Below are 23,063 nucleotides of genomic sequence, written 5' to 3'. Positions count from 1 at the left end.
ACCGTGAACATCGCTCACGGGCGGGGCGGCACCGGGCAGGGTGGGACGCATGAGACTGCTGGTACTGGGTGGGACGGGATTCGTCGGTGGGGCCACGGTGCGCGAGGGCCTGCGCCGCGGCTGGTCGGTGACGGTGTTCAACCGGGGGCTGCACGGGGACGTGCCGGCGGGCGTACACCGGTTGCCGGGTGACCGGACGGCACCGGACGGCCTGGCGGCGCTCGCCGGCGGCGAGTGGGACCTGGTGGTGGACACCTGGGACGGGGCGCCCCGCGCGGTGGGCGACGCGGCCCGCGCCCTGGCCGGTGCGGTGCCGCACTACGTCTACGTCTCCAGCGGCTCGGTGTACGCGCCGCCGGTCGAGCCGGGCGTGGGCGAGGACGCACCGACCGTCGAGGCCGACGCGGACGCGGGCGACGGGGACTACTCCCGGAACAAGGCGGGCGGGGAGCGGGCCGCCGTGGAGGTCTTCGGCGACCGGGCGCTGCTGGCCCGGGCCGGGCTGATCCTCGGGCCGGGCGAGGACATCGGGCGGCTGCCCTGGTGGCTGCAGCGGGTCGCGCGGGGCGGGGAGGTGCTCGCCCCCGGTCCGCGTGACCTGCCGTTGCAGTACATCGACGCACGGGACCTGGCGATCTGGATGCTGGACCGGGGGGTCGAGGGGGTCGGCGGGGCGTACAACGTGGTGAGTCGGACCGGACACGCGACGATGGGTGAGCTGCTCGACGCGGCCGTGGCGGTGACCGGCGCGGACGCGCCGCTGCGCTGGACGGACCCGGAGGTGATCCTGGCCGCCGGGGTGGAGCCGTGGAACGACCTGCCGATCTGGATCCCGCGTGGGCACGAGTACCGCTGGCTGCAGGAACGCGGCGTCGAGCGGGCGTACGCGGCGGGGCTGGTCTGCCGGCCGGTGGCCGACACGGTCGCCGACACCTGGCGTTGGCTGGGCGAGGTGGGGCGGGTGCCGGCGCGGGCGGGGCGACCGGCGCGCACCGCGGTAGGGCTGGACCCGGAGCGGGAGACGGCCCTGCTGGCCGCTGCGGCGCCCCGGAGCTGACCGGCCGTCGGGAGGCCCATGCCGGAGGGTGGACGGCGAGGCGGTCCCTGTTCGCTGCCGCGGGTGCCGCGGCGATCGCCGTCCCCTTCCGTCAGCCCTGAGGCACCGGCAGGTCGAGCACCTCCTCCACCGGCCGTCGCGGCGTGGCTGAACCCGGCTGTCCGTACCCGATCCGCATGACCATCTGCGGCGTGCCGAACCGTCCCAGCGACAGCCGCAGCGCCTCCCGCGCCCCCGGCACCTCGATCGGCTGGGAGATCATCGACACGGCCAGCCCCGCGTCCGTGGCGGTCAGCAGCACCCGCTGCAACGCCTGCCCGGCGATGATCTGGTCCGTCGCCGTGTTCCCCGCCGATCCCAGCACGGCCACCAGCGGCTCCGGCTCGAAGTCGCGCCCCGGGGCCCGGTTGCGCCCGCCGAATCCGCGCTGCGGCAGCAGGTCCTGCGGTTCGCTCTGCGGCCCGCCGGCCGCCGCGGGCACCCCGTCGGGGGAGGGCTCGGCGCGGATCCAGGCCGACCGCTCGGCCACGTACGCGGGTTCGCGTTCGAGGACGCGGTGGGCGCTGCGGGCGATCTCGGCGAACGCGTTGACCGCGCTGGTGCCGATCAGCAGTTCCAGCCAGCACTGCTCGGCCCGGGCGGCCTCGCCGAGCCGCCAGCGGGCGTCGGCGGGAACCGGGTCGGGCCAGAACGGGGCGCGGTTGCTGAACCGGCGGTCGATGGCCGCGTACAGGCTCTGCTCGGTCGGGGTGGGCCGGCGGGGGAGGTCCGGGACCAGCCGGGCCACCACGTCCGGGTCGGCGGGGTACGGGCGGAGCCGGACCGTGGCCGGGGTGCCCGCCACGGCGAGCGCCAGCCGCAGGTTGAACAGGGCCGCCCCGCAGCCGATCCGGGCGCCCCAGCCGCTCGGGTCGGTGGCGGGCAGCCGGCGCAGCGGGTCGACGGAGAGCTCGATCCCGCCGTCGCGCAGCCGGAACCGCCACGGCTGGGTGTTGTGCAGGGACGGCGCCCGGACGGCGTCGGTCGCGGCGACCCTCAGCTGTTCGACGGTGTAGCCCGTGGTCATGGTGCTGCTCCTTCCGTGCGGGCCGTGCCGCCCCCGGTTGGTCCACCTCCACGGTGCGTCACCCGGCAGCGCGGTGAGCAGGGCCGGAGGTCCCCACCTCGACGGGCCCGTCTGCCCTCCGGCAACGCGGCAGAGTAGGGACCTTCGACCCGTGTCGGGCGCCGGACCGACAGGGTAAAAATGACGGATGATCCGGGTGTTCCTGCTCGACGACCACGAGGTCGTCCGTCGTGGCCTTGCCGACCTGCTCACCAGCAGCGGCGACATCGAGGTGGTCGGTGATTCCGGCTCCGCCCAGGAGGCGGCCCGTCGGATCCCGGCGCTCCGTCCCGACGTGGCGATCCTCGACGCCCGGCTGCCCGACGGCAACGGCATCGACGTGTGTCGGGACGTCCGGGCCGTGGACTCCTCGATCAAGGGCCTGATCCTCACCTCGTACGAGGACGACGAGGCGCTCTTCGCGGCGATCATGGCGGGCGCCGCCGGGTACGTGCTCAAGCAGATCCGCGGCACCGACCTGGTGGACGCGGTCCGCCGGGTGGCGGCCGGTCAGTCGCTGCTCGACCCGGCGATCACCACCCGGGTGCTGGAGCGGATCCGCAGCGGCGTAGAGCAGCCGCGCGAGCTGAAGAGCCTCACCGAGCAGGAGCGGCGGATCCTGGAGTACGTGGCCGAGGGCCTCACCAACCGGGAGATCGCCGGGAAGATGTTCCTGGCGGAGAAGACGGTGAAGAACTACGTCTCCAGCGTGCTGGCGAAGCTCGGCCTGGAGCGGCGTACGCAGGCGGCGGTGCTGGCCACCCGGCTGCTCGGCAAGACCCACTGAGGCGGGCCCCCGGGCTCAATCGCCCAGCGGCACGCTCCAGCGCACCTCGGTGCCGTGCGGGATCACCCGACTGAGCTGGAAGTCGCCGCCGAGCCGTTCGGCCCGCTCGCGCAGGTTCACCAGCCCGCTGCGGGCCGCCTCCGGGTCGCATCCCACCCCGTCGTCGGTGACGGTCACCGACACCCAACCGGCGTCGACCTTCACCGTCACCGCCACCCGGTCGGCCTGCGCGTGGCGTACCGCGTTGGAGAGCGCCTCGCGGAGCACGGCGGTGAGTTCGGGGCGGAGCGCGTCCGGGACGGCGCTGTCGATCGGGCCGACCAGTTCCAGCTCGGGCCGGTAGCCCAGCGACTCGGCGGCCACCTCGATCGCCTCGCGGATCTCGGTGCGCAACGCGGCGCTCATCGGGGTGCGCAGCTCGAAGATGGTCCGCCGGATGTCGCGGATGGTGGCGTCCAGGTCGTCGACCGCCTGGTTGATCCGCTTGGCCACCTCGGGGCGGGTGTTCATCGCCCCGCTCTGCAGCTGCAGGCCGGTGGCGAAGAGCCGCTGGATCACCACGTCGTGCAGGTCGCGGGCGATCCGCTCGCGGTCCTCCAGGACCACCAGCAGCTCCCGCTCCTCCTGGCCGCGGGCCCGTTCCATGGCGAGCGCGGCCTGGCCGGCGAAGCTGCCCAGCAGCGCGACCTCGTCCTCGGCGGCGGGGCCGTGATCGGGTCGGTGGGCGATCACCAGCACGCCGTGCAGGACGTCCGCCGCGGCGAGGGGGGAGACCACCGCCGGGCCGGCGACCACCGGCCGTGGCCAGGGGGCGGCCTCGGCCAGGTCGTCCAGCAGTTCGTGGCGGCGCTCGGTGACCGAGCTGGCGAAGGTGGTCTCGGCGGCGGGCAGCACCGCGCCGACCAGCTCCCGGGCGGCCTCGTCGGTGCCGTCGACCACCTCGACGGTGAACTGGCTCTCGTCCTCGTCGTAGAGCAGCACCAGGGCCAGTTCCGCCTCGGCGACCTCCCGGGCGCGCCGGGCCACCAGGGTCAGTGCGTCGGTGCGGCGCACCTCGCCGAGCAGCACCGAGGTGATCTCGGCGGTGGCGGCCAGCCAGCGTTCCCGCCGGTGTGCGAGGGCGTAGAGGCGGGCGTTCTCGATCGCCACGCCGGCCGCCGCGGCGAGCGCCACCACGATCTCCTCGTCGTCCTCGGTGAACTCCGCCGCGGCCTGCTTCTCCGCCAGGTAGAGGTTGCCGAAGACGTGGTCGCGGATGCGCACCGGCACACCGAGGAAGCTGTGCATCGGCGGGTGGTGCTTCGGGAAGCCGTACGACTTGGGGTGCTGGGTGATGTCCGGCATGCGCAGCGGCCGGGGATCGTCGATCAGCAGACCGAGCACGCCGCGGCCGTGCGGGAGGTCACCGATCTTGGCGTGCAGCTCGTCGCTGATGCCGTGGATGATGAAGTCGTGCAGCAGCCGGTCGGGGCCGATCACGCCGAGCGCGCCGTACCGGGCGCCGACCAGCTCGCACGCCGACTCCACGATCCGTTGCAGGGTGCTGCGCAGGTCGAGGTCGGTGCCGATGCCCACCACGGCGTCGAGCAGGGCCCGTAGCCGCTCCCGGCTGGTGACCACCTCGCCGACCCGGTCGAGCATCTCCTGGAGAAGCTCGTCGAGCCGGACCCGGGACAACGGGGTCAGGCCCAGGGACGGGGTGACGTGCTCGTTCCGGGGATTCGGTGCACTGGTCACCGGGCGATGTTATCGCCCGGTGACCGGACGGGACGAGCCCCCGCTAAGGCAGCTGGCCGCGTACCGCCGAGGTGTCGACGGTCTGCGCGACGTCCAGCCGCGGGGTGTGCGGGGGGCCGGCATGCGTCGGGTCGGCGCGGCCGAGGCGCATCGAGATGTACGGGAAGCCCAGGCCGGAGAGCATCTGCCGGAGCACCTGCCGGGTGCCCTCGACCTCCACCACGCCGCTGAGCGGAACCAGGGACACCCCGAGCCGGGTGGCGGTGAGCCAGGCCGCGGAGAGCCCCTCGCCGGCGCGCAGCCAGCTGTCCGGCTCGTCCTCGGTGCCCCAGAGGATCGCGTAGGAGGCGGCCCGGTCGTGCCCGGGGCCCACCGGCAGGGTGCCGGGTTGGCCGAAGTCGCGGCCCGGGACGGTGGTCTGCGGGGCCTCGACCGGCAGCACCTCCGGCGGCAGTCCGGTGCCGGCGCCGGCCCGGCTGGTCCAGTACGCCAGCTCCTCGCGCAGCTCCGGGCTGCCCGCCTCGACCGCCGCGGCCTGCTGGGCGGCGCTGGCGAGCTGGATCTTCTGGCTGTCGTCGAGCACCTGGAGGTGCACGCCCTCACGGGTGGCCGCCCGGTCGATCTCCTCGAGGGCGGCGTCGGGGATCGGCTCGTCGCTGACCGGTCGCCGGTCGGTGTGCCGTACCTGGATGCACTGCACCGTGTGCATGGCGTCCGGGTCCGCCCCGGTGTGCTTGACGTTGGTCAGGCGGGCCAGCAGGTCCGGCTGGGCCGGGTCGGGCAGCCGCTCCACCACCGGCGTCCAGCCCTCCGCGGCCAGCGCCAGCCGGGCGTGGTGCAGCGCGGCGCCGCAGCTGACGGCCAGCAGCCGACCCTCCGGGTCGAGGGCGCTGAGGTGGCGCTCCCGTACCACGCGCAGCTCCAGCGCGTCGGGCAGGACGGTCCAGCGCCACGGCTGGGTGTTGTGCACCGAGGGGGCGCGGCCGGCCATCGCGGCGGCCTCCGCGAGCGCGGTGGTCAGCGAGCGGTCCGCAGCCGGCGTCTCGTGGCTCATCGTCACGACCTTTCCTGTTTTCCCCATCGTGCCCCACACCAGGCCCGCCCGGGTGGGGATGCCGCTCCATCCTCGGGCATGACCAGGCTGCGCGCACGGCCCGCACGGCCCGCCCGCCCGGGCACTTCGGCCCGCCGGATTACCCTCGTTTGCCCTACCCCGCCCGCAGCGGCGCTGAGACGATCCGCACGTGGGAGCGGAACCGCGCGAGTGCGTACCCGAGCGGCCGGTGCAGCGCCGCCGGACGGACTGGCTGCGACGGCGCCAGCTCGGCGCGTCTGGCACCGCGCCGCGACCTGGCCCCGTCGAGTGGGCACCGCTGACCCTGCTGACCCTGGCCGTGCTGGTCGGCGCCGGGCTGTGGTTCGCCGGGCTGCGCGGCGCGGGGCAGCTGGTCTGGGCGGCGGTGACCGTGGTGGCCCTGCTGCCGGCCACCTGGTCGACGCTGCGGCAGCTCCGGCGTCGGCAGTTCGGGGTGGACGTGATCGCGGTGCTGGCGCTGGTCGGCACGCTGCTGGTGCGCGAGTACCTGGCCGGCGCGGTGATCGCCGTGATGGTCGCCACCGGGCAGGCGCTGGAGAACTACGCCCAGCGTCGGGCCAGCCGCGACCTGCGGGCGCTGCTGGAACGCGCGCCCCGGCAGGCCCGGCGGCGCACTCCGGACGGCGGGATCGAGGTGGTGCCGCTGAACCGGGTCGCGGTGGGGGATCGGCTGGTCGTCGGCCCCGGCGACGTGGTGCCGGTGGACGGGACGGTGGAGGAGGCCGCGACGCTCGACGAGTCGGTGGTCACCGGCGAGTCGCAGCTGGTCACCCGGGCCGTGGGCGAGCAGGTGGTCAGTGGCGTGGTCAACGCCGGCGCGGGTTTCGGGCTGCGGGCCCGCCGGAACGCGGCGGAGAGCACGTACGCCGGGATCGTCCGGCTGGCCGAGGAGGCCACCGCGCGCAAGGCGCCGATGGTCCGGCTCGCCGACCGGTACGCGGCCGCGTTCGTGCCGTTCACCCTGCTGCTGGCCGGGGTGGCCGGGCTGCTGTCCGGCCAGTTCCTGCGGGCCGTGGCGGTGCTCGTGGTGGCCACGCCCTGTCCGCTGCTGCTGGCCACCCCGATCGCGATCGTCTCCGGGCTGTCCCGGGTGGCCCGGCGCGGCGTCCTGGTCCGCGACGGCGGCTCGCTGGAACTGCTGGGCCGGGCCCGCACCCTGCTCATGGACAAGACCGGCACGCTCACCGCCGGCCGCCCACGCGCCGCCGAGACGGTGGTCCCGCCCGGCGGCGACCGGGACGAGGTGCTGCGGCTGGCCGCCTCCGTGGAGCAGCTCTCCCCGCACGTGCTGGCCGCCGCCCTGGTCCGGCAGGCCCGCGAGCAGGGACTGCCGCTGACCGAGCCGACCGACGTCACGGAGGAGCCGGGGCGCGGGGTGACCGGCCGGGTGGACGGCCGGGTGGTGCGGGTCGGCCAGCTCGCGGGCGCGCCGCCGGAGTGGGCCCACCGGGCCCGCGAGCGCGCCGAGTTGGCTGGCCGGTCCACGGTCTGGGTCAGCGACGACCGGGCCCCGCTCGGCGCGATCCTGCTGGAGGATCCGGTCCGCCCGGACGCCCGGCGTACCGTGCGGCGACTCCGCGAGGCGGGGCTGGGCCGCCTGGTCATGGTCACCGGCGACCGGCCGCGTACCGCCCGGCAGGTCGCGCAGACCGTCGGCGTGGACGACGTCTGGGCGCAGTGCTCGCCGCGGGAGAAGGTGGACCGGGTCAGGGAGGAGTCCGGCCGGGCGGTCACCGTGATGGTCGGCGACGGCGTGAACGATGCCCCGGCGCTGGCCGAGGCGCATGTCGGGGTGGCGATGGGCGCCACCGGGGCGACGGCCTCCGCCGACGTGGCCGACGCGGTGCTCACCGTGGACCGGCTGGACCGGCTCGCCGACGCCGTCGAGATCGCCCGGTACGCGCGCCGCATCGCCGTGCAGAGCGCCACCGTCGGGATGGGACTGGCGGTCGTCGCGATGGTGGTGGCCGCCGTTGGCGGGCTGCCCCCGGTCGCCGGTGCCTTCCTGCAGGAGGGCATCGACGTGCTGGTGATCCTCAACGCGCTGCGTGCCCTCGGGGGTGGCCTGCGCCGCCGGGACGTCCCGCCGGAGACCCGGGCACTCCTCGAGCGGTACGCCGCCGAGCACGGTGGGGTGCGCGACGTGCTGGCCCGGCTGCGGGACACCGCCGACCTGGTGGTGACACACCCGGACGCGCCGCAGTGCGTACCGGCGCTGCGGGACGTGCACCGCCGGCTGGTCGACGAGGTGCTGCCGCACGAGGCGGCCGAGGAGGGGCGGCTCTACCCGGCCCTCGCCGGTCCGCTCGGCAGCGACGAGGCGACCTCGACGATGAGCCGCGGACACGTGGAGATCGGCCGGCTGGTGGACCGGATCGGCGGGCACCTGGCCCAGAACCCGGACGGTCGGTTGCGCCCCGACGAGGTGCCGGACCTGCTGGCCGCCCTGTACGGCCTGGACGCCGTGCTGCGGCTGCACCTGGCCCAGGAAGAGGAGGACTACTTCTCGCTCAACCCGGAGGAGGGCCCGGCCGCCTCGGGCCGCTGACCTGCCGGTGGGCGTCAGCGTTCCCGGACCACCGCCACCGGGCAGTGCGCGTGGTGGAGGAGTTGCTGGCTGACCGAGCCGAGCAGCATGCCCCGCAGCCCGCCCCGGCCCCGGGTGCCGACGACCACGAGCTGTGCCTCCCGGCTCGCCTCGACCAGCAGCGCGGCCGGGTTGCCCGGGGTCACCTGGACGTCGACCGGGACGTCCGGGAAGGCCCCCCGCCAGGGGGCGAGATCGCCCTCGGCGGCCGCCCGTTCGGTGGCGGTGGCCTCCTCCGGGTCGAAGCCGGACGGTACCCGGCGCTCGCCGGGCGGCTCCCAGACCCGCAGCAGCCGTAGTGGCACGTCCCGCTGGGCGGCGCGTTCGATGGCGAAGCCGAGCGCCCGCAGCGACGAGTCGGAGCCGTCCACGCCGACCACCACCGGGCCGGAGGTGGCCGCCTGCCCGTCCCGGACCACCACCACGGGGCAGTGGGCGTGGGCGGTGACGGAGACCGCGGTGGAGCCGGCGAGCAGCCCGCCGAAGCCGCCGTGCCCCCGGCTGCCGAGCACCAGCATCCCCGCCTCGGTGGAGCGTTCCTGCAGGACCAGGGCGGGCGGGCCGTCGAAGACCTCGCCGTGCACGGTGAGGCCGGGGCGCTCGGCGGCGGCGTCCGCCGCTGCCTTGCGGACCAGTTTCTCGACCTCCCGCCGCGCGGTCTCGTCCGGCCAGATCCCGGGCGCCACCCCGGGACCGATCCAGCCGGCCACGGTCAGCCACTCGAACACGTACGCCAGCCGGACCGGCCGGCCCGAGCGGCCGGCCTCGTCCAGCGCCCAGTCCAGGGCGACGGTCGCGTCGGTGGAGCCGTCGTAGCCGACCAGGATCTCGTCGCGACCGGGCGCGGCGGCCACGCCCGGGTTCACTGCCCCCTCCGCAGGCCGGGCTCGGTCTCCCGGATCCAGCGCCACTCGGCGACCCGGGGGTCGTCCTCGCCGTACTCGCGGGTGTAGTCGCGGGCGGCCTGTCGGGCGTCGACCATGTCCTGGCGCAGGTGGGCGGCGCGCGAGCGCAGCCCCGGCACCCGGTCGATGACGTCGATGACCAGGTGGAAGCGGTCCAGGTCGTTGAGCATCACCATGTCGAACGGTGTGGTGGTGGTGCCCTCCTCCTTGTAGCCGCGCACGTGCAGGTTGTCGTGGTTGGTGCGCCGGTAGGTGAGCCGGTGGATCAGCCACGGGTAGCCGTGGTAGGCGAAGATGATCGGCTTGTCGCTGGTGAAGATGGTGTCGAACTCGCTGTCCGGCAGGCCGTGCGGGTGCTCCGAGGGCGGCTGCAGCCGCATCAGGTCGACCACGTTGACCACCCGCGCCTTCAGCTCGGGCAGGTGCTGGCGGAGCAGGTCGGCCGCGGCGAGGGTCTCCAGCGTCGGCACGTCGCCGGCGCAGGCGAGCACCACGTCCGGCTCGGTGCCCTGATCGGTGCTGGCCCAGTCCCAGATGCCCAGCCCGCGCCGGGCGTGCTGGATGGCCTCGTCCATGGTCAGCCAGTTCGGTGCCGGCTGTTTGCCGGCCACCACCACGTTGATGTAGTGCCTGCTGCGCAGGCAGTGGTCCATGGTGGAGAGCAGCGTGTTGGCGTCCGGCGGCAGGTAGACCCGGACCACTTCCGCCTTCTTGTTGACCACGTGGTCGATGAAGCCCGGGTCCTGGTGCGAGAAGCCGTTGTGATCCTGCCGCCAGACGTGGCTCGACAGCAGGTAGTTCAGCGAGGCGAGCTGCTCCCGCCAGGGGATGCCCCGGGTCACCTTCAGCCACTTGGCATGCTGGTTGACCATCGAGTCGACGATGTGGATGAACGCTTCGTAGCTGGTGAAGATGCCGTGCCGGCCGGTGAGCAGGTAGCCCTCCAGCCAGCCTTGGCAGAGGTGCTCGGAGAGCACCTCCATCACCCGGCCGTCGGGCGAGAGGTGGTCGTCTTCGGGGTCCGTGTCGCCGACGAACGCCCGGTCGGTGACCTCGAAGGCGGCGCCCAGCCGGTTGGAGGCGACCTCGTCGGGGCCGAACAGGCGGAAGTTCTGCGGGTTGGCGGCGATCACGTCGCGGACCCACGGGCCGAGCACGCCGGTGGAGCCGGCCACCGGCTCGCCCGGCTTCTTCACGTCGACCGCGTAGGCGCGGAAGTCCGGCAGGTCCAGGTCCCGCAGCACCAGGCCACCGTTGGTGACCGGGTTCGCGCTCATCCGCCGGTCTCCCTTCGGCGGCAGCGCGGCCAGCTCGGCGACTGGGCCGCCGGTGGCGTCGAAGAGTTCCTCCGGCCGGTAGCTGCGCAGCCAGCGTTCCAGCTCGGCGAGCGCCTCCGGGTCCTTCCGTACCTCGTCGATGGGCACCTGGTGGGCGCGGAAGGTCCCCTCGACCTGCTTGCCGTGGACCTGCTTCGGGCCGGTCCAGCCCTTCGGCGTGCGGAGGATGATCATCGGCCAGCGGGGGCGCTCGGCGTCGCCGCCGGAGCGGGCCCGGCGCTGGATCTCGGTGATCTCGTCGACTGCCCGGTCCAGGGTGGCGGCGAGCGCCTGGTGCACCTGCGTCGGGTCGTCGCCGGAGACGACGTACGGCTGGTAGCCGTAGCCGCGCATCAGCTCGAGCAGGTCGTCGGTGGGGATCCGTTCCAACACCGTCGGGCTGGCGATCTTGTAGCCGTTGAGGTGCAGGATGGGCAGCACCGCCCCGTCCCGGGTCGGGTTGAGGAAGACGTTGGACAGCCAACTCCCGGCCAGCGGGCCGGTCTCCGCCTCGCCGTCCCCGATCACGCAGGCCACCAGCAGGTCCGGGTTGTCGAACGCGGCGCCGTAGGCGTGGCTCAGCGCGTACCCCAGCTCGCCGCCCTCGTGGATCGACCCCGGCACCTCCGCCGCCACGTGGCTGGGGATGCCGCCGGGGAAGGAGAACTGGCGGAACAGCCGGGCCATCCCCGTCTCGTCCCGGGTCACGGAGTGGTAGAGCTCGCTGTAGGTGCCCTCCAGCCAGGTGTTCGCCACGATCGCCGGCCCGCCGTGCCCGGGGCCGGTGACGTAGATGACGCTCAGGTCGCGGTTGACGATGACCCGGTTGAGGTGCGCGTAGATCAGGTTGAGGCCGGGGCTGGTGCCCCAGTGCCCCAGCAGACGCGGCTTCACGTGCTCGGGCTTGAGCGGCTCGCGGAGCAGCGGGTTGTCGAGCAGGTAGATCTGCCCGACGGTGAGGTAGTTGGCCGCTCGCCAGTAGGCGTCAAGCCGGCGCAGCTCGTCCTCGGTCAGTGGGCTGTGCAGGTCGAGAGCGGTGTCCATGCTGCGTTAGCCTCTCGCGGCTCGGGGTCTTGTGCCACCCGAAGGCGGAATCCGTCCGGGCCCGTCCAGCCTCACCCGGGGCCGGGGGAGGCGGTCAGGGCCGTTGGTCCCGGTACGCGCGGGCGTCATGGCCCGCCGCTCCCGGGTTCGAGTCCACGGACGACGATCACCGGGGCCGGCGAGTGGTAGAGCAGGGACTGGCTGACCGCCCCGAGCATGCCCCGCCACGCCTCGTCACCCCGCGCCCCGACCAGGACGAGCTGTGCCGAGCGGGACTGTTCGATCAGGACGGTGCCGGGATCACCGCGGACGGTGTGGCATTCGGCGGCCACCCCCGGGTGCCGGGCGCCGTACCGGGCGACCGCCGCTTCGAGCAGCTCGTCGCCGGGGTCGTGGTTGCCGGGCTCGACGACCCGGAGCGCGAGCAGCCGCGTGCCGCGCCGCTCGGCGCAGTCGAACGCGTAGCGCAGCGTGGCGCGCGAGCTCTCCGAGCCGTCGACGCCGACCAGCAGCGGTCCCTGCGGCGGTGGCGCGGCCCGGCCGACCAGCACCGGGCAGCCGGCCCGGGCGGCGAGCTGCACGGCGGGCGCGTCGGCCCGCACGCAGTGCCCGCAGTTCGCCATCCCGCCGTCACCGAGCGCCAGCAGGAACGCCGAGTCGGAGGCCCGGACCAGCGCCTCGACCGGCGAGCCCTCGACGATCTCGCCGCTCACCGGCACCGCCGGCTCGGCGGCGGAGGCCACCTCCCCGGCCCGCTCGAGGAGACCCTCGGCGTCGGCGCGCGGCCCGGCCGCGGTGGGCTTCTCCACGGCCGCCGCCCAGTTGAAGGCGTGCAGCAGGAGCAGCGGACGGTCGTGTACCGCGGCCTCGCCGGCGGCCGCCCGGACCACCTGGAGGTCCTCCTCCGACCGGCCGACGCCGACCACCACCGCGTCGTGGGTGGGTGCGGCCATCCCGCCTCACCTCCCGACCGTGCCCTCCTCACCCACGGTAATCGCGAGGGTCGCCCGGCCGGACCGGGTCGGCGGAACTGGAGCCGGTTCACCGCCGCGAAGAACCGGGCCCCGCCAGGGCCGGGTGACGCCGTGGGTCAGCGCGGTGCGGGGACCGTCGGGTGGACGCGGACCACCACGGCGGTGGCGTTGTCGTCGCCGCCCTCGTCGAGGGTGGCGGAGAGCAGGGCGGTGGCGGTGCGGGCCGGGTCCCGCCCGGCGGCCAGCAGGTCCCGCAGCCGGTGGTAGTCGAGCTGGTCGCTCACCCCGTCCGTGCAGAGCAGCCAGGTGTCACCGGTGCGTAGCGGGACGGCGAGCAGGTCCGGCTCCGGCCTGTCCGGATGGCCGACGTAGCGCAGCAGCTGGTAGCGCGCCCGGGCAGCCTCCGGGGAGGTCGCCGGCCACCAGCCGTGCACCACCCCCAGCCAGGCCATGGTGTGGTCCACCGTCACCAGCTCCAGCAGCCCGTCGCGCAGCCGGTACGCCCGGGAGTCGCCGAGCTGGACGAGCCAGCCCTGCCCGCCCTCCGGCTCCGCGACCAGCGCGGTCAGCGTGCAGCCGGTCAGTCCGGCCAGCGCCGCCCCGGCCCGGCGTACCCGGAGCTGGGTCTCGGCAGTCGCGGCGCGCAGCTCGGCCGCCCCGACGGTCGGCCAGCCGGCGCGGACCCGCTCGACGAAGCTGGTGATCGCGGTCCGGCCGGCGACCCGGCTGCCCTCGCCGTCGCCCATCCCGTCGGCGACCGCCGCCAGGGGCAGCTCGGGGTCGACGTGCAGCACGTCGAAGTTCTCCGGGTAGCGGTGGCCCACCACGCTCCAGCCGGCGATCTCGAGCGTGAGCCGCCCGACGGCCAGCCGGCGGGCGGGTTCGACGGGTTGATCCGGGGGTGGACGGCGGAACATCAGCGGACCGTAACACCGGTCAGGGGCTCCGCCGGGCGCGTCGGGCCTCGTGTCGAGGGAGCTGTCGTCAACTTAGGTTGACAGCGCGACCATCGTCAACCTAAATTGACAGCATGAGTCAGGTGACGACACTCGCCGCCGCCGGCGGCACCGACCCGAAGGACGGGCTGCCGGCCGTGCGCGCCCTGCGCCGGCTGCTCGACCGGTTGGAGACGGTTCACGTGGACAACGCCCGCTGCCAGGGCTGGTCCTGGCAGGAGATCGCCGACGCCCTCGAGGTCAGCCGGCGCACGGTCCGCCGCACGCACGCCGGGCGACCGGCGGTCCGAGGCACCTGGGAGGCGTGATGTTCGAACGGTTCACCGGGCGGGCCCGGACGGCGATCCGGCACGCGGTCGACGCCGCCCGGGCCGAGGACCCGGATCCGGCCCGACACAGCGCCCGCGGCGTCGCCGGCCTCACCGAGGCGGACGCCGCAGCGCTACGCGGGATCGGCATCGACCTCGGCGCGATCGTCGCCCGGGTCAAGGAGTCGTTCGGCCCCGACGCGTTGCGCGTAACGACCTCCCGTCGGCGCGGCAACGGGCGCTGGTCGCCCCGGGCGAAGAAGGCACTGGCGCTCTCCCGGCGCGAAGCGGTCCGGCAGCGCCAGCACCGGATCGGCACCGAGCACCTCCTGCTCGGCCTGCTCCACGAGACGAGCGGCCCGGTCGCGCTGGCCCTCGTCGAGGCCGGGACGGACCTCGGCGAGCTGCGCCGGCGGCTCGCGGTGGCGACGCGGACGGCAGCCTGATCCCCGCTCACCAGCGGCCGGCGCGGTCAAACCTGTTTGCGGTCCTCGCAACGTCGGTCGCCGTCGGCTCGCCGACCCACCCGAGTTGCTGCACACTGGCGCCGTGGATGGTGAGGACAAGCACCCGGTGACCGCAGGCAACCCCGCACCGCGGTCCGCGGTGGTGGTCAACCCCGCCAAGGTGACCGATATCGACCAGTTCCGCCGGACCGTGGACGGCGCCCTCGACGCGGCCGGCTGGCCCGCCCCGACGTGGTACGAGACCACCGTGGACGACCCCGGCCGGGGCCAGACCGAGCAGGCCGTCAAGGCCGGCGCCGAGGTGGTCCTCGCCTGCGGCGGCGACGGCACGGTGATGGCCTGCGTCACCGCGCTCGCCGGCACCGACGTGGCGCTCGCCGTGCTGCCCCAGGGCACCGGCAACCTGCTCGCCGCCAACCTCGGCCTCTCCAACGACCTGGCCGCGGGGCTGGAGGTCGCCGTCGAGCGGGGGATGCGGCGACTGGACGTCGGCGTGGTCGGCGACCAGTGCTTCGCCGTCATGGCCGGGATGGGCTTCGACGCGCAGATGCTCGACTCCACCTCCGAGACGACCAAAAAGCGGATCGGCTGGCCGGCCTACATCGTCGGGGCCGCCAAGCACCTGCGGGACCGGCCGATGCGGGTGTCGATCCGGATCGACGGCGGGCCGCCGCTGCGCCGCCGGGCCCGCTCGGTCCTGGTCGCCAACGTCGGCCGCCTCCAGGGCGGCGTACGCCTGCTCACCGACGCCGAGCCCGACGACGGCTGGCTCGACGTCGCCGTGCTCACCCCCCGCAGGCTGCGGCACTGGTTGGCGATGGGCTGGGCGCTGCTGCGCCGCCGGGGCAGCGTGCCCCGGATGGAGGTGCTCCGAGCCCGCAAGGTCGAGATCACCAGCAACCGGGCCCAGCCCCGGCAGCTCGACGGCGACCTGATCGACCCGGGCCGGTCGCTGAAGGCCGAGATCCGGCCCGAGTCGCTCTGGCTCTGCGTACCGCGGCCGGCGCGCCATCCCGACCTGTCGGTCGACGCCGACGCCGCCGGCGAGCGCGGCGAGCGCCTGGTCGAGGAGGCGGGCCGTGAGTAGCACCAAACTGGTCCCCGAGACCCGGCTGATGGCGGAGGAGGAGCTCTCCGCCGACGACGCCTGGCACACCCTGCGCCGGCACGGCGGTTGGTGCCTGCTGCGGGACGCGTTCATCCGGTTTCGGTACGGCGACGGCTTCAGCCACTCCCGGGCGCTCGCCCTGCAGCTCAGCCTGGCCGTGGTGCCGTTCCTGATCGCGCTCACCGGCCTGATCACCGACCTCGGCGCCGACACGGGCGGCAAGGTGGTCGCCGACACCGTGCTCGCGCTCACCCCGGGCCAGAGCGAGTCGGTGGTGCAACAGTTGCTCGCCGACGGCGAGGGCGCCGAGCGGGCCGGAGAGCTGGCGCTGACCCTCGGTCTGTTGACCGGGCTGATCGCGCTCACCACGACCATGGCCCAGATCGAGCGGGGCGCCAACCGGATCTACGGCGTCGAGCGGGACCGCCCCGCCCTGGCCAAGTACCTCCGCGCCGCCGTTCTCGCGGTGACCGCCGGTGTGCCCGCGCTCACCGGATTCCTGATCCTGGTGGGCGGCCGGGCGATGGGCGACTCGGTGCAGCGGCACTACGAGTGGGGCGGTTTCGCCAACGCCGCCTGGGACGTGGTGCGCTGGCCGCTCAGCCTCGGCCTGACCGTGGCGGCCGTGGCGGTGCTGTTCCGGCACGCGCCCCGACGTAACCAGCCCGGCCTGTCCTGGCTCTTCTTCGGCGCCGGGATCGCCACCGCGCTCTGGTGGCTGGCCAGCCTGCTGCTCGCCGCGTACGTCAAGTACAGCGGCGGATTCGGGCAGACCTACGGCGCGCTGACCGGCATGATGGCGCTGTTGCTCTGGGCCAACCTGACCGGGGTGGCGCTCTTCGGCGGGCTGGCCTTCGCCGCCCAGCTGGAGGCCATGCGGATCGGCGTCGAGGAGCCCGCCCAGCCCGACCTCTGGGAGCCGGAGGCCGAGCGCGAGGAGGTGCTCGACACCGGCGAGATGACCGCCCTCTGACGACCCGGCGCGTGTACGGGGAGCCGGAATCGGGTACAGCGCGCCTCGCAGAGGACAAGGGAGGTGCGGGGTGACCGCGGTCAAGGAGGCGAGGCGCCGGCCGCTCGGCCATTTCGCCGAGCGGAGCGTCGTGGGGCTGCTCGGTGTGGCCGGCGCGGGCGTCGCGTTCGGCGTGCTGCTCATGCTCGTCCGGTTCCACTGGGGGCCGCTCTACCACGCCGACCACGAGGCGGCGGAGTGGTTCAACCACCTCGTGGCGCCGCACCACGCGCTCGTCACCGTGCTCCAGGCGGTCACCGACCTGGGCGGGCGACCGGTGCTGATCTGGCTGGTCACCATCGCCGTGGTCGGCCTGCTGATCCGCCGCCAGTCCCGGCTGGCGGTCTACCTGATCGTCACCGGGGTCGGCGGGCTGATCCTCGACCCGTCGCTGAAGGCGCTGGTCGGACGGCTCCGCCCGGTGGTGGACGTGCCGATCACCCACGCCCCCGGCGACAGCTTCCCGAGCGGGCACGCGCTCGGCTCGTTCGTCGCGTACGGGGCGCTGCTGCTGGTCTTCCTGCCGGCCATGACGCCGCGTTGGCGCAAGCCGGCCATCGCGATCGTCGGTGTGCTGGTCCTCCTGATCGGGCTGACCCGGATCGCGCTGGGCGTGCACTTCGTCTCCGACGTGTTCGGCGGCTGGCTGCTCGGCGCGGTCTGGCTCGCCGTCACCGCGTACGCCTTCCGGCTGTGGCGCCGCGAGCGCGGCCGCCCGGTGCCGGCGATCACCGAAGGCCTGGAGCCGGAGGCGGGCGAGGAGATCACCCCCGCACCGGCCGAGGAGCAGGTGCTGGAGCACCCCCGCTCGTCCGTCGCCGAGCTGCTGGTCGGCTGGGTGATCGTCTTCGGCGCCCTGTACGCCTTCGGCATGTACGTCAGCTACCACGCCAAGGGCACGTTCCTCGACACCCTCGACACCGAGGTGCCGCAGTGGTTCGCGGCCCGGCGCACCGACCAGCTCAACGGGCTGAGCTGGTGGTGGAGCAAGTTCGGCGACACCCACGCGATCCTGCTGGTCTCGCTGGTGTTCTGCCCGCTGGTGCTGGCCATCTGGAAGCGCTGGCGACCGGTGCTCTTCGTGGTGCTGGCGATGTTCGGCGAGCTGAGCCTCTTCCTCGCCTCGGCCCGGGTGGTGCAGCGGCCCCGCCCGCCGGTGGAGAACCTGGACGGCCACCTGCCGACCTCGTCCTTCCCCTCCGGGCACATCGCGGCCACCATCTGCCTGTGGAGCGCGATCGCGATCATCGTGTTCGCGCGTACCGACCGGTGGTGGCGGTGGCTCTTCGTGGCGCTGGCCGTGATCATGCCGGTCGGGGTGGCCATCTCGCGGATGTACCGGGGCATGCACCACCCGACCGACTTCATGGGCGCGATCCTGCTCGCCGCCCTCTGGATCTCCCTGCTCTACTGGGTGGTCCGCCCCAACGCCGACGTGCACCGGGGCAACCGGCCCGCGATCGAGTCCGAGCAGGTTCGCGAGCTGGACGAGGAGCTGGCCAAGGCCAGCCGGGAGGACTGACCGGGCGCCGATGCTGCGGGTGATGACCTGGAACATCCTCACCGGCGGGCGGGACCGGGACGGGACCGACCGGTGGGACGGGATCGTCGCGGTCGTCGCCGCCCAGCGCCCCGACGTGCTGGCCCTGCAGGAGCTGCGCGGCCTGGACCGGGACGGGCGGATGACGGAGCTGGCGGGGCGGGTGGACATGGTGCCCCACCTGGCCCGCTCCTGTTTCGGCCAGCCGGTGGCGGTGCTGGTTCGCGCGCCGCTGCGGGTGCTCCGGTCCGGCCGGGTACGCCGCCCGTTCCACCACGCCGCCGTCCGGGTGGAGGTGGCCACCCGAGAAGGCCCGCTGATCGTGCACAGCACGCACCTGGACCCGTACTCCGGCGGGCGGCGGCGGACGGAGGCCGACTGGCTGGCGGTGGCCGTGCGACGTACCGGGGGACCGTTGGCGCTGCTCGCCGGGGACCTGAACACCCTCGAGCCGGCGGTCGACCACGCCGCGCGGCTGGCCGGCCTGTCCGCCCTCTACCGGCGGCGGCACCTGCGCCGCGACGGTCGTACCGTCGACACCCGGGCGGTGGCCCGGCTGCTCGACGCCGGCCTGGTCGACCTCTGGCCACATCTCGGCGGGGGCGAGCCGGACGGATTGACCGTGCCGACCCGGCTCGGCGGAGCCGAGTTCGCCGGTATGCGCCTGGACTACCTGCTCGCCACCCCGGAGCTGGCCGCCCTGACCCGCGAGGTCCGGGTGGTGCGGGGCGGCCACGCCGACACCGCCTCCGACCACTACCCGGTCGTGGCCGACCTGGCGTTGACCCCGGCCTGAGCGGGGCGGCGGCCGTTGCCGCGGCTGGCTACGGTGACGCCGTGACCGGCACCCCGCCCCTGCGTCCCGCCGACCCGGCCCGGCCGCCCGGGGCCGTGCCGACCGCCGCCGTGGTGCCGGCCGGTCGGTCGCGCGTCCGGTCTGATGCCGTCGCCGAGGAGCCGCCGCCGCTGGTCGCGGCCGTCGCCCGCGGTGTCGCCCTGGTCGTGGTGCTGCCGGTACGGCTGCTCTGGGAGCTGGTCGGCGCCACCGGCCGGTTGGTGAACCGCCACCTGCTCACGCCCATCGGCCGCTTCCTGTACCGCCGGCTGCTGCTCCCGCTGGCCTGGCTGGCCCGGACGCGGCTCTGGGTTCCGCTGGTCTGGCTGGCGCGCGGGGCGGCGTGGGCTGCCGTCACGCTGGTCTGGCGTCCGCTGGTGTGGGCGGCCCGGCGGTTGCTGTGGCTGCCGCTGGCCTGGCTGGTCCGGGAGCTGGTGGTGCGGCCGGCCCGCTGGCTGGCCGCACTGTTCGCGCCGGCCGGTCGGGCGCTGCTCGCCGGGCTCGCGGCGCTCGCCCGGGTCCTCGCCGCCGGACTCGCGGCGCTCGGTCGGGTGGCCGCAGTCGGGCTGCTCGCGGTCGGCCGGGCGCTGTGGGCCGTGGCCCGGTTCGTCGGCCGGGTGCTGGTGGACGCGGTCGTCGGCGCCTGGCGGCTCGCCGGACGGGTGCTCGGCTTCCTGTACCGGGTACTCCTGCGGCCGCTGGGACTCGCCCTGCGCTGGCTGTGGCGGCACCTCGCCGTGCCGCTGGGCCGGGCCGTCCGGGCAGTCTGGCGGGCCACTGTGCTGCCGCTGGCCCGCGGGGCGCGTGCGGCGTGGCGCGCCATCGTCGGGCCGACCCGCCGCTGGCTGCGCCGCGCCGTGCTGGACCCGGCCCGGCTGGCCTCGCGGGAGGTGCTCGTCGCACTGGGTCTGCGGCGCTGAACGGGGCGCCGCAGACGGGCGGCCGGGTTCAGATGAGCAGGTTCAGCAGCACGGTCAGCACGACCGAGGCGAGGATCGAGAAGAGGATCATCAGCAGGCAGCCGAGGCCACCACCGGCGGGACGGATCTCGGTGTTCCCGATGCGCATGGACTCACCTTCGCAGCACGGGCGCCAGCGGGCCACGGGTCGCGTCGGCCGGAAGCCTCACAGCTCGCGCAGCCGCGGCAGCAGCTCCTCCTGGGCCCAGTCCAGGAACATCGGCTGGCTGTCGCCGCCGACCTGCACGAGCGCCACGTGGGTGAAGCCGGCGTCGACGAACTTCTTGAACGCCTCGACGTGCCGGTCCACGTCCGGCCCGCAGGGGATGCCCTGGGCCACGTCGTCCTCGCGGACGAACCGGGTGGCCGCGGCGAACGCGTCCGGGTCGGGCAGGTCGGCGTTGACCTTCCAGCCCAGGCCGAACCAGCGGAACTGGTCGCGCACGACCTTGCGGCACTCGGCCTCGTCGGGTCCGTAGCAGATGGCCACCTGGCCGTAGCGGGGGCGGCCCGCGCCGCCGGCCTCCTCGTACATCTCGACCAGATGCGGCAGCGGGTCGGTGGCAATGAGGGCGTCGGCGTACTCGGCGGCCAGGGTGGCCGACTGCCGGCCGGAGGCGGCGACGGCCATCGGCACCGGGCGCTCCGGCCGGTCCCAGACGTACGCGTCGGGGACGTCGAAGTGGTTGCCGGAGAAGGTCAGCGTCTCGCCGTTGAGCAGGGGCCTGATGATCTGGAGGGCCTCCTCGAACATCTCGTGCCGCTGCTGCACGTGCGGCCAGCCGCCGACCACGTGCTCGTTGAGGTTCTCGCCGGCGCCGAGGCCGAGGGTGAAGCGGCCGTCCGAGAGCACGCCGATGGTGCTGGCCTTCTGCGCCACCACCGCCGGGCGGTAACGGCCGATCGGGCAGGTCACGAAGGACAGCAGCTCGGCCCGGCTGGTGGCGTGGGCGACCGCCCCGAGCACCGACCAGGCGTACGGCGAGTGGCCCTGGGTGTCGAGCCAGGGGTTGTAGTGGTCGGACGAGACGAGGTGGTCGAAGCCGGCGGCCTCGGCGCGGACGGCGTAGTCGACCAGCTGCTTCGGGCCGGCCTGTTCGCACATGAGGGTGTAGCCGACGTGGACCATGGGGCATCTCCTTCCGGGCCGATCGTCACCGGATACCCCGCCGCGCGGTGGTCAACCCTGATGTCCGCTTCCGCGGGGACCTGGCCACCTCCGTTTCGCCGTACGCCGGATCAGTCGGCGGCGGACGCCAGCCGCGCCGCCCGCATCTGTAGGTACCGCTGCTCGGGCAGGCTGGTGGTGCGTCCGGCGGCGGCCCGGTAGTGGGCCACCGCCGACTCCCGGTCGCCGGCCATCTCGTGAAGGTGGGCGCGGGCCGCGTCGAGCCGGTGGTGACCGGTCAGCCGCTGGTCGGCGTCCAGCGCGACGAGGGCGGCCAGCCCGGCGTCCGGGCCGTGCACCATCGCGGTCGCCACCGCGCGGTTCAGCGCGACCACCGGGCTCTCCACCAGCCGCTCCAGCACCTGGTAGAGGGCGAGGATCTGTGGCCAGTCGGTCTGCGCCGCGGTCGGCGCCTCGTCGTGCAGCGCCGCGATGGCGGCCTGGAGCTGGTACGGCCCGACCGGCCCCCGGGCCATCGCCCGGGTGATCAGCGCGGTCCCTTCGGCGATCGCGGCCGGGTCCCACCGGCCGCGGTCCTGGTCGGCCAGGGAGATCAGCTCGCCCGAGGGGCCGGTCCGGGCTGCGGCGCGGGCCTCGGTGAGCAGCATCAGGGCGAGCAGGCCGGCCACCTCGCTGTCCTCGGGCAGCAGTGTGTGCATCGCCCGGGTCAGCCGGATCGCCTCCTCGGACAGGTCCACCCGGCGCAGCTCGGCGCCGAGACTCGCGGTGTGCCCCTCGGTGAAGATCAGGTAGAGCACGTGCAGCACCGTGGCGAGCCTGGCCTGCCGCGCACCCTCGTCGGGCATCCGGAACGGCAACCCCGAGGCCCGGATGCGCTGCTTGGCCCGGCTGATCCGCTGGGCCATGGTGGCCTCGGGGACGAGGAAGGCGTGGGCGATCTCGGCGGTGCTGAGGCCGCCCACCGCGCGCAGGGTCAGCGCGATCGCCGACGACGTGGAGAGCGTCGGGTGGCAGCAGAGGAAGAGCAGGATCAGGGTGTCGTCCCGGTCCGCGGTCAACGGCTCGTCGGCGGCCGGCGCGGTCCGCCGGTCGTCGCCCTCCCGCCGCGTCGCCCGGTCCTCCCGGTCCCGGCGGGCCGCCTCGGCCCGGACCAGCTCGATCATCCGGCGGTACGCGACCTGGACGAGCCAGCCTCGCGGGTTGTCCGGCAGCCCGTCGACCGGCCACTGGGTGGCCGCGTCCAGCAGCGCCTCCTGCACCGCGTCCTCGGCGGTGGCGAAGTCACCGAACCGGCGGGCGAGCACGCCGAGGACCTGCGGCGCCAGCTCGCGCAGCAGGTCCTCGACGGTGTGGCCCGGGACGGCCAGGGGTCAGAGCTCCTGGGGCGGGGCCGACATGACCGGGTGCACCTCGATCGGCATGTTCAGCGGCCGTCCGCCGGGGCCGGGCGCGGTGGAGATGTGCGCGGCGATCTCCACCGCCCGCTGCGGGGTCTCGCAGTCCACGATCCACCAGCCGGCGAGGAACTCCTTCGTCTCCGCGAACGGCCCTTCGGTGACCACCGGAGCGCCGTTCTCGCCGGCCCGGACGATCCGCGCCTGCTGCGGCCCGCCCAGGCCCTCCGCCTGGACCCACTCCCCGTCGGCGGTGAGCTTCGCGTTGACCTCCCGCATGAAGCCGATGTGCGCCTGGATCTCCTCGGGCGTCCAGGTGTCGATCGACGGGAAGTCGGCGCCGGCGGCGCTGAACTGCATCAGCAGCATGTACTTCACGGTTCGCTCCTCACGTCCGAGCACCGATTCTCGATGCTTCCACCCTCCGGTAGAAGCTGCCACCCCGCTTCTCGACATCCGTCGGCGAGAAAATTCCGAGAAACTTCGTCGGGAACCGGGGCGGCCGGGCGGACAGGTGTGACATGTGGAGATGAGTGTGCGCGCCCGGATACGCGACGGGGATCCCGACGCGTTTCGGGAGCTGTTCGACGGACATGTCCGTACGCCGGACGGTGCCCGGGTCTCGCTGGACGGGGACCGCATGTTCACCCTCACCGCGGAGTGGACCGACCACCTGCCCGCCTGACGGGTCGCTGCTCAGCCTTTGGGTGCGTTTGTTGTCGCCCCAGCGGCAACAAACGCACCCGA

The 23,063-nt window shown here is 74.4% G+C and carries 21 protein-coding genes; 11 read left to right on the top strand and 10 right to left on the bottom strand.

Features of this window, described 5'->3' with window-relative positions:
* Window positions 1–49: 49 nt before the first annotated feature.
* Window positions 50–1,057, top strand: coding sequence for an NAD-dependent epimerase/dehydratase family protein (locus ACFYOS_RS15120; protein ID WP_387140718.1), 1,008 nt, complete (start codon window positions 50–52; stop codon window positions 1,055–1,057).
* Between the two features lie 91 nt (window positions 1,058–1,148).
* Here ACFYOS_RS15120 and ACFYOS_RS15115 read toward each other — a convergent pair whose 3' ends face one another.
* Window positions 1,149–2,123 carry an Acg family FMN-binding oxidoreductase gene (locus tag ACFYOS_RS15115; RefSeq protein WP_387140715.1) on the bottom strand — a complete coding sequence of 325 codons (975 nt, stop codon included), beginning with the start codon at window positions 2,121–2,123 and terminating at the stop codon, window positions 1,149–1,151.
* A 187-nt stretch (window positions 2,124–2,310) separates the two neighbouring features.
* Here ACFYOS_RS15115 and ACFYOS_RS15110 point away from each other — a divergent pair, with 187 nt between their 5' ends.
* Window positions 2,311–2,949, top strand: coding sequence for a response regulator (locus ACFYOS_RS15110; RefSeq protein ID WP_387140712.1), 639 nt, complete (start codon window positions 2,311–2,313; stop codon window positions 2,947–2,949).
* Window positions 2,950–2,964: 15 nt separating this feature from the next.
* Here ACFYOS_RS15110 and ACFYOS_RS15105 read toward each other — a convergent pair whose 3' ends face one another.
* Both ACFYOS_RS15105 and ACFYOS_RS15100 read right to left on the bottom strand, forming a co-directional pair.
* Window positions 2,965–4,635, bottom strand: a complete 1,671-nt coding sequence (locus tag ACFYOS_RS15105; protein ID WP_387141076.1) for a GAF domain-containing sensor histidine kinase — start codon at window positions 4,633–4,635, stop codon at window positions 2,965–2,967.
* Between the two features lie 94 nt (window positions 4,636–4,729).
* Window positions 4,730–5,740: an Acg family FMN-binding oxidoreductase gene (locus tag ACFYOS_RS15100; RefSeq protein ID WP_387140709.1), complete on the bottom strand. Its 1,011-nt coding sequence runs from the start codon at window positions 5,738–5,740 to the stop codon at window positions 4,730–4,732.
* A gap of 190 nt (window positions 5,741–5,930) precedes the next feature.
* On the opposite strand from ACFYOS_RS15100, the gene ACFYOS_RS15095 reads away from it, so the two are divergent.
* Window positions 5,931–8,330, top strand: a complete 2,400-nt coding sequence (locus ACFYOS_RS15095; RefSeq protein ID WP_387140706.1) for a heavy metal translocating P-type ATPase — start codon at window positions 5,931–5,933, stop codon at window positions 8,328–8,330.
* Window positions 8,331–8,344: 14 nt separating this feature from the next.
* On the opposite strand, the gene ACFYOS_RS15090 is transcribed toward ACFYOS_RS15095, so the two are convergent.
* From ACFYOS_RS15090 to ACFYOS_RS15075, 4 genes are all read right to left on the bottom strand, one after another.
* Window positions 8,345–9,235, bottom strand: coding sequence for a universal stress protein (locus ACFYOS_RS15090; protein ID WP_387140703.1), 891 nt, complete (start codon window positions 9,233–9,235; stop codon window positions 8,345–8,347).
* Entirely contained in the window at window positions 9,232–11,634 is a 2,403-nt protein-coding gene (locus tag ACFYOS_RS15085; protein WP_387140700.1) for a phosphoketolase, read from the bottom strand. Before ACFYOS_RS15085 ends, ACFYOS_RS15090 begins: the two co-directional genes overlap by 4 nt.
* Before the next feature lie 125 nt (window positions 11,635–11,759).
* Window positions 11,760–12,587, bottom strand: a complete 828-nt coding sequence (locus ACFYOS_RS15080; protein WP_387140697.1) for a universal stress protein — start codon at window positions 12,585–12,587, stop codon at window positions 11,760–11,762.
* Between the two features lie 137 nt (window positions 12,588–12,724).
* Window positions 12,725–13,525, bottom strand: coding sequence for a PP2C family protein-serine/threonine phosphatase (locus ACFYOS_RS15075; protein WP_387140694.1), 801 nt, complete (start codon window positions 13,523–13,525; stop codon window positions 12,725–12,727).
* 113 nt (window positions 13,526–13,638) lie between these two features.
* On the opposite strand from ACFYOS_RS15075, the gene ACFYOS_RS15070 reads away from it, so the two are divergent.
* The 7 genes from ACFYOS_RS15070 (at window position 13,639) to ACFYOS_RS15040 (ending at window position 19,754) form a co-directional block, all read left to right on the top strand.
* On the top strand, window positions 13,639–13,872 hold the full coding sequence (locus tag ACFYOS_RS15070; RefSeq protein ID WP_387140691.1) for a helix-turn-helix domain-containing protein: 234 nt from the start codon (window positions 13,639–13,641) through the stop codon (window positions 13,870–13,872).
* Window positions 13,872–14,318 (top strand): Clp protease N-terminal domain-containing protein, encoded by a 447-nt coding sequence (locus ACFYOS_RS15065; protein ID WP_387140688.1) that lies wholly within the window; start codon window positions 13,872–13,874, stop codon window positions 14,316–14,318. The genes ACFYOS_RS15070 and ACFYOS_RS15065 overlap by 1 nt, the downstream gene beginning before the upstream one ends.
* A gap of 103 nt (window positions 14,319–14,421) precedes the next feature.
* Window positions 14,422–15,426: a diacylglycerol/lipid kinase family protein gene (locus ACFYOS_RS15060; RefSeq protein WP_387140685.1), complete on the top strand. Its 1,005-nt coding sequence runs from the start codon at window positions 14,422–14,424 to the stop codon at window positions 15,424–15,426.
* Complete coding sequence (locus ACFYOS_RS15055) at window positions 15,419–16,420, top strand: YihY/virulence factor BrkB family protein (RefSeq protein ID WP_387140682.1); 1,002 nt, start codon at window positions 15,419–15,421, stop codon at window positions 16,418–16,420. Before ACFYOS_RS15060 ends, ACFYOS_RS15055 begins: the two co-directional genes overlap by 8 nt.
* A 70-nt stretch (window positions 16,421–16,490) precedes the next feature.
* Window positions 16,491–17,981: a phosphatase PAP2 family protein gene (locus tag ACFYOS_RS15050; RefSeq protein ID WP_387140679.1), complete on the top strand. Its 1,491-nt coding sequence runs from the start codon at window positions 16,491–16,493 to the stop codon at window positions 17,979–17,981.
* 10 nt (window positions 17,982–17,991) lie between these two features.
* A complete protein-coding gene (locus ACFYOS_RS15045) occupies window positions 17,992–18,795 on the top strand; it encodes an endonuclease/exonuclease/phosphatase family protein (RefSeq protein ID WP_387140676.1) in 804 nt (267 codons plus the stop codon).
* Between the two features lie 41 nt (window positions 18,796–18,836).
* Window positions 18,837–19,754 (top strand): hypothetical protein, encoded by a 918-nt coding sequence (locus ACFYOS_RS15040; protein ID WP_387140673.1) that lies wholly within the window; start codon window positions 18,837–18,839, stop codon window positions 19,752–19,754.
* A 205-nt stretch (window positions 19,755–19,959) separates the two neighbouring features.
* Here ACFYOS_RS15040 and ACFYOS_RS15035 read toward each other — a convergent pair whose 3' ends face one another.
* The 3 genes from ACFYOS_RS15035 to ACFYOS_RS15025 all read right to left on the bottom strand — a co-directional run bounded on the left by ACFYOS_RS15035 (window position 19,960) and on the right by ACFYOS_RS15025 (window position 22,685).
* Window positions 19,960–20,922 carry a TIGR03557 family F420-dependent LLM class oxidoreductase gene (locus ACFYOS_RS15035; protein ID WP_387140670.1) on the bottom strand — a complete coding sequence of 321 codons (963 nt, stop codon included), beginning with the start codon at window positions 20,920–20,922 and terminating at the stop codon, window positions 19,960–19,962.
* Between the two features lie 110 nt (window positions 20,923–21,032).
* Window positions 21,033–22,226, bottom strand: a complete 1,194-nt coding sequence (locus ACFYOS_RS15030) for an RNA polymerase sigma factor (RefSeq protein WP_387140666.1) — start codon at window positions 22,224–22,226, stop codon at window positions 21,033–21,035.
* A gap of 66 nt (window positions 22,227–22,292) precedes the next feature.
* Window positions 22,293–22,685, bottom strand: a complete 393-nt coding sequence (locus ACFYOS_RS15025) for a YciI family protein (RefSeq protein ID WP_387141073.1) — start codon at window positions 22,683–22,685, stop codon at window positions 22,293–22,295.
* Window positions 22,686–22,839: 154 nt separating this feature from the next.
* On the opposite strand from ACFYOS_RS15025, the gene ACFYOS_RS15020 reads away from it, so the two are divergent.
* On the top strand, window positions 22,840–23,001 hold the full coding sequence (locus ACFYOS_RS15020; protein WP_387140663.1) for a hypothetical protein: 162 nt from the start codon (window positions 22,840–22,842) through the stop codon (window positions 22,999–23,001).
* The last annotated feature ends 62 nt before the right edge of the window (window positions 23,002–23,063 follow it).

It is taken from the genome of Micromonospora sp. NPDC005806 (genome assembly GCF_042871425.1).
GTDB lineage: Bacteria > Actinomycetota > Actinomycetes > Mycobacteriales > Micromonosporaceae > Micromonospora.
The sequence above is the reverse complement of the archived record's forward strand: the minus strand, read 5'-3'. Positions and strand labels throughout refer to the sequence as shown.

Excerpts from the sequence above, each read along its gene's own strand:
- ACFYOS_RS15085 (WP_387140700.1), bottom strand. The coding sequence starts at position 11,634 with ATGGACACCGCTCTCGACCTGCACAGCCCACTGACCGAGGACGAGCTG.
- ACFYOS_RS15110 (WP_387140712.1), top strand. The coding sequence starts at position 2,311 with ATGATCCGGGTGTTCCTGCTCGACGACCACGAGGTCGTCCGTCGTGGC.
- ACFYOS_RS15025 (WP_387141073.1), bottom strand. The coding sequence starts at position 22,685 with ATGCTGCTGATGCAGTTCAGCGCCGCCGGCGCCGACTTCCCGTCGATC.
- ACFYOS_RS15075 (WP_387140694.1), bottom strand. The coding sequence starts at position 13,525 with ATGTTCCGCCGTCCACCCCCGGATCAACCCGTCGAACCCGCCCGCCGG.
- ACFYOS_RS15080 (WP_387140697.1), bottom strand. The coding sequence starts at position 12,587 with ATGGCCGCACCCACCCACGACGCGGTGGTGGTCGGCGTCGGCCGGTCG.
- ACFYOS_RS15070 (WP_387140691.1), top strand. The coding sequence starts at position 13,639 with ATGAGTCAGGTGACGACACTCGCCGCCGCCGGCGGCACCGACCCGAAG.
- ACFYOS_RS15045 (WP_387140676.1), top strand. The coding sequence starts at position 17,992 with ATGCTGCGGGTGATGACCTGGAACATCCTCACCGGCGGGCGGGACCGG.
- ACFYOS_RS15035 (WP_387140670.1), bottom strand. The coding sequence starts at position 20,922 with ATGGTCCACGTCGGCTACACCCTCATGTGCGAACAGGCCGGCCCGAAG.
- ACFYOS_RS15065 (WP_387140688.1), top strand. The coding sequence starts at position 13,872 with ATGTTCGAACGGTTCACCGGGCGGGCCCGGACGGCGATCCGGCACGCG.
- ACFYOS_RS15100 (WP_387140709.1), bottom strand. The coding sequence starts at position 5,740 with ATGAGCCACGAGACGCCGGCTGCGGACCGCTCGCTGACCACCGCGCTC.
- ACFYOS_RS15120 (WP_387140718.1), top strand. The coding sequence starts at position 50 with ATGAGACTGCTGGTACTGGGTGGGACGGGATTCGTCGGTGGGGCCACG.
- ACFYOS_RS15115 (WP_387140715.1), bottom strand. The coding sequence starts at position 2,123 with ATGACCACGGGCTACACCGTCGAACAGCTGAGGGTCGCCGCGACCGAC.